Below are 5,198 nucleotides of genomic sequence, written 5' to 3' on the forward strand. Positions count from 1 at the left end.
CGCCCCTACGGCAGCAGCCCGCCCCGTCGTGCCGCCACCACCGCCTCGGCGCGGGTGTGGGCGCCGAGTTTGCGCATGGCCGAGCGCAAGTAGCTCTTGACCGTCTCCGCGCGCAGCCCCAGCCGTTCGGCGGTGGCCGCGTTCGTCGCACCGGCGGCCACGCAGGTCAGGACGTCGACTTCGCGCGGGGCCAGTCGCACGCCGGTGCGGGAGTCGGCCGGTGCGGAGGCTGGCCGCTCCGCCAGGAGGCCGCACGCGTCGAGGAGTTCCGTGCGCAGGGCCGGGTCGCTGATCCGCGGGGCCAGGGCGCGCAGGGCCGCGTGGGCCTCGCGGACCTGCTCCCAGGCGGCGCCCCGGTCGTCGTACGGCGCCGGCCGCGCCGCCTCCAGCAGCCCCCGCACCTCGTCCCGCACCACCAGCGCCTGCTCCACGTCCCGCGCCGCCTCCACGGCCGCCGTCAGCGTGCGGTCGCCCAGCGGCTGGGCCGTGCGCAGGGCGCCGTACAGGACACCGCGCACCCGGCGCCGTACGACGACCGGGATCGCCAGCACCGAACGCAGGCCCTCCGCGGCGACCGCGGCGTCGTACTCGTGGCTGATCTGCCGGGAGACGGAGTAGTCCGTGACCGCGCAGGGGCGGGCGAGGGCGACGGCCTTGCCGCCGAGGCCGTTGCCGGCGGTCACGGCGAGTCTGCGCAGGGAGTCCGTCGCCGTGCCGTTCAGTTCGCTGATGCGCATCCGGGGACGCCCCGGCTCCACCATGCCGCCGAAGGCGACCGGCAGTCCCGTCGAGCGGCGCAGGCGTACCAGCGCGCTCCCTATCTCCACCGATGCGGCCGTGTCCACTGCCACGTGCTCGCCCTTTCACCGCTGTTTCCCGAGCGCACACCCCCGTTCGGGGGTAGTGAGACCCACGTCACGGATTACACGATGACAGAGAGCCGCCCGGCAAGGTCCGGAGACCAGGAGGACAGATGACGACGGGGACGGAGCAGTTCCGCAACGCGCGGGACTTCCTGCTCGAACACCGCGAGGACTACGCCACCGCATACGAGGGCTTCACCTGGCCCCGGCCCGAGCGGTTCAACTGGGCGCTCGACTGGTTCGACGTCATCGCGGCCGGAAACGACCGCCTCGCGCTGCACATCGTCGAGGAGGACGGCAGCGAGGTCCGGCTGTCCTTCGCCGAGATGGCCGAGCGGTCCGACCGCGTGGCCAACTGGCTGCGCGCGCGGGGCGTCCGCGCCGAGGACCGCGTCCTGGTCATGCTGGGCAACCAGGCCGAGCTGTGGGAGACCGCCCTCGCCGCGATGAAGCTGCGCGCCGTCGTCATCCCGGCCACCCCGCTGCTCGGCCCGGCCGACCTGCGCGACCGGGTGGAGCGGGGTCGCGTCCGGCATGTGCTGGTGCGGGCCGAGGACACCGGCAAGTTCGACGAGGTGCCCGGCCGGTACACGCGGATCAGCGTCGGCGGGCAGCGCGAGGGCTGGCAGACGTACGAGGACGCGTACGCCGCCTCCGCCGACTTCACCCCCGACGGGCCGACCGCCTCCGACGACCCGCTGATGCTCTACTTCACCTCCGGCACCACCGCCCGCCCCAAGCTGGTCGAGCACACCCACACCTCGTACCCGATCGGGCATCTGGCCACCATGTACTGGATCGGCCTCCAGCCCGGCGACGTGCACCTGAACATCTCCTCGCCCGGCTGGGCCAAACACGCCTGGTCCAACCTCTTCGCCCCGTGGAACGCGGAGGCGACCGTCTTCATCCACAACTACACGCGCTTCGACCCGGCCCGTCTGATGGCCGAGATGGACCGAGCGGGCGTCACCACCTTCTGTGCCCCGCCGACCGTCTGGCGCATGCTCATCCAGGCCGACCTGAGCGCCCTGCGCACCCCTCCCCGCGAGGTCGTGGCGGCGGGCGAGCCCCTGAACCCCGAGGTCATCGAGCAGGTCCGACGCGCCTGGGGGGTGACCATCCGGGACGGCTTCGGACAGACCGAGACCGCCGTCCAGGTCTCCAACAGCCCCGGCCAGCCCCTGAAGACCGGCTCGATGGGCCGCCCCAGCCCCGGCTTCCGCGTCGAACTCCTCGACCCCGTCTCCGGCGCCCCGGGAGCCGGGGAGGGCGAGATCGCCCTCGACCTGTCCGCCCATCCCGTCGGCGTGATGACCGGCTACCACGGCGACGCCGACCGTACGGCGGAGGCGATGGCCGGCGGCTACTACCGCACCGGCGACATCGGCTCGCGGGACGCGGACGGCTACATCACCTACGTCGGCCGCGCGGACGACGTCTTCAAGGCGTCCGACTACAAGATCAGCCCCTTCGAGCTGGAGAGCGCCCTGCTGGAGCACGAGGCGGTGGCCGAGGCGGCCGTCGTACCCGCGCCGGACGAGGTGCGGCTCGCGGTGCCGAAGGCGTACATCGTCCTCGCGGAGGGCTGGGAGCCCGGCCCCGACACGGCCAAGGTGCTCTTCGAACACTCACGGGAGGTCCTGGCCCCGTACAAGCGCGTCCGCCGCCTGGAGTTCGCGCCGCTGCCCAAGACCGTCTCCGGCAAGATCCGCCGCATCGAGCTGCGCGAGGCCACGGCCGCCGGGTCGGACGCCGAGTACCGCGAGGAGGACTTCCGGTGAACTCCTACGCACACGGAATCGGGGACACGCCCCTGCTAGGCGACACGATCGGGGCCAACCTGGACCGGGCCGTCGCCGCCTGGCCGGACCGGGAGGCGCTCGTCGACGTGCCGTCCGGGCGGCGCTGGACGTACGCCCAATTCGCCGCCGACGTCGACGAGTTGGCGTACGGACTGCTCGCGAGCGGGGTCGCCAAGGGTGACCGGGTGGGCATCTGGGCGGTCAACTGCCCCGAGTGGGTCCTGGTGCAGTACGCCACGGCCCGTATCGGCGCGATCATGGTGAACATCAACCCGGCCTACCGCACCCACGAGGTCGAGTACGTCCTCAACCAGGCCGGGATCTCCCTGCTGTTCGCGTCGCTGAGCCACAAGACCAGCGACTACCGGGCGATGGTCGAGCAGGTGCGGGGGAGGTGCCCGGCGCTGCGGGAGACGGTGTACATCGGGGACCCGAGCTGGGAGGCGCTGATCGCGCGCGGGACGCCCGTCCCGTTCGGTGAGCTGTCCTGCGACGACCCCATCAACATCCAGTACACGTCGGGTACGACGGGTTTCCCCAAGGGGGCGACCCTCTCCCACCACAACATCCTCAACAACGGCTACTTCGTGGGGGAGTCGATCGCCTACAGCGAGCAGGACCGGGTGTGCGTCCCCGTGCCCTTCTACCACTGCTTCGGCATGGTCATGGGCAATCTGGCCGCCACGTCCCACGGCGCCTGCGTCGTGATCCCGGCGCCATCCTTCGACCCGAAGGCCACGCTGGAGGCGGTCCAGCAGGAGCGCTGCACCTCGCTGTACGGCGTCCCGACCATGTTCATCGCGGAGCTGAACCTCCCCGACTTCGCGACGTACGACCTCTCCACCCTGCGCACCGGCATCATGGCGGGCTCGCCCTGCCCGGTGGAGGTGATGAAGCGGGTCGTCGCCGAGATGCACATGGCGGAGGTCTCCATCTGCTACGGCATGACCGAGACGTCCCCGGTGTCCCTCCAGACGCGGCGCGACGACGACCTCGAACACCGCACCGGCACGGTCGGCCGCGTCCTGCCGCACATCGAGGTGAAGATCGTCGACCCGGCGACCGGCGTCACCCAGCCGCGCGGCACGGCGGGCGAGCTGTGCACCCGCGGCTACAGCGTGATGCTCGGCTACTGGAACGAGCCCGAGAAGACCGCCGAGGCCGTCGACGCCGGGCGCTGGATGCACACCGGTGACCTCGCGACGATGCGCGAGGACGGCTACGTCGAGATCGTCGGCAGGATCAAGGACATGATCATCCGGGGTGGCGAGAACATCTACCCGCGCGAGATCGAGGAGTTCCTGTACGGCCACCCGAAGATCGCGGACGTCCAGGTCGTCGGCGTACCGGACGAGCGGTACGGCGAGGAGGTGCTGGCCTGCGTCATCCCGCGCGACGCGGCCGACCCGCTGACGCTGGAGGAGCTGCGGGTCTTCTGTGACGGGCAGTTGGCCCACTACAAGATCCCCAGCCGGTTGCGGATCCTCGACGCCTTCCCGATGACGGTGTCCGGGAAGGTACGGAAGGTGGAGCTGCGGGAGCGGTACGGGACCGGGTCGGTCTAGTCGCCGGCCGGTCCCGGCAGGTCGCGGCGCATGCACACGCGCGGCCAGCGGTCGAGGCCGAGCTCGGCCTCGTGCGCACGGATCTCGCGCAGCCCGGGGGTGAGTCCGGCCTCGTCCAGTGTGTGGAAGCCCAGGCGGGTGTAATACGGCGCGTTCCACGGGACCTCGGCGAAGGTGGTCAGGGTGAGGGCGGTGAGGCCCTGCTCGTGCGCGCGGTCGGCGGCGTGGGCGAGCAGGGCGCGGCCCACGCCCCGGCGGGCGGCCTCGGGGTGCACCGAGACCTGTTCGATGTGCAGGGCGCCGTCGACGGGCTCGCAGATCAGATAGCCGACCGGGTGGTCGCCGGCATCGCAGGCCACCCAGGCGCGGCCCGCCCGGCGGTAGCGGTCCAGGACGTCGTGGGCGAGCGGCTCGTCGTCGGCGACGGCCGCCATGCCGAGGCCGCGGAAGGCGGCCCCTGCGGCGCGCTCGATGTCCTGGAGGACCGGGAGCTCGTCGTACGTGGCAGGGCGGATGCGCATGGGCCGAGTCTCCGTCGGCGGCGCTGCCCGACGCGACCGGATTACTCGGATCAAGTGGCTACCGGGCGCCGTCCGCGTCCAGGTCGTCGGCGAGGCTGTTGACCGGCTGGGGTGTGCCCGTGAGGTCCAGGACGAACAGCGGGACGCCCAGCGAGTCGGCGCGGGCGCGGGCCTCGGGGGCGTATCCGGCCAGGGAGAAGTAGACGCAGGCCGCGGACTCCGTCATCGCGGTCAGCCACAGACACTCCACATCACGCAACGAAGCCGGCGCCACGGTCGGATCGACCTGGGCGATCAGCCCGTGCGCGGCGATCCCTATCCCGCTCGGCGGCCGCTGATCCGCTCGCCGGATGTCCCGGTACCCGAGCCAGCGCAGATAAACGGCAGCGGCCGTGACGGCGTCCCGAGCGGTACGGATCGTTATGGGCTGGAAGGGGCGGCGGGGGG

Annotated in this window: 4 protein-coding genes and 1 pseudogene; 2 read left to right on the forward strand and 3 right to left on the reverse strand. The window is 72.0% G+C overall.

Annotated elements, in window-relative coordinates; translation table 11 throughout:
- Positions 1-5: 5 nt before the first annotated feature.
- On the reverse strand, positions 6-851 hold the full coding sequence (locus L0P92_RS41975; protein ID WP_234768397.1) for a helix-turn-helix transcriptional regulator: 846 nt from the start codon (positions 849-851) through the stop codon (positions 6-8).
- 122 nt (positions 852-973) lie between these two features.
- Between L0P92_RS41975 and L0P92_RS41980 the strand changes: the two genes are divergently transcribed.
- Together L0P92_RS41980 and L0P92_RS41985 are read left to right on the forward strand one after the other, a co-directional pair.
- The gene (locus L0P92_RS41980) at positions 974-2,644 is read left to right on the forward strand and encodes an AMP-binding protein (RefSeq protein WP_234768398.1); all 1,671 of its coding nucleotides are present in this window, start codon (positions 974-976) and stop codon (positions 2,642-2,644) included.
- Positions 2,641-4,230 (forward strand): AMP-binding protein, encoded by a 1,590-nt coding sequence (locus L0P92_RS41985; RefSeq protein ID WP_234768399.1) that lies wholly within the window; start codon positions 2,641-2,643, stop codon positions 4,228-4,230. Before L0P92_RS41980 ends, L0P92_RS41985 begins: the two co-directional genes overlap by 4 nt.
- Here L0P92_RS41985 and L0P92_RS41990 read toward each other — a convergent pair.
- Both L0P92_RS41990 and L0P92_RS41995 read right to left on the reverse strand, forming a co-directional pair.
- On the reverse strand, positions 4,227-4,751 hold the full coding sequence (locus tag L0P92_RS41990; protein ID WP_234768400.1) for a GNAT family N-acetyltransferase: 525 nt from the start codon (positions 4,749-4,751) through the stop codon (positions 4,227-4,229). The genes L0P92_RS41985 and L0P92_RS41990 overlap by 4 nt on opposite strands.
- A gap of 58 nt (positions 4,752-4,809) precedes the next feature.
- Positions 4,810-5,198: pseudogene (locus tag L0P92_RS41995) on the reverse strand (hypothetical protein); the annotation flags it as partial.

Source organism: Streptomyces muensis, from assembly GCF_021474425.1.
In the GTDB taxonomy this organism is placed as follows: Bacteria; Actinomycetota; Actinomycetes; order Streptomycetales; family Streptomycetaceae; genus Streptomyces; species Streptomyces muensis.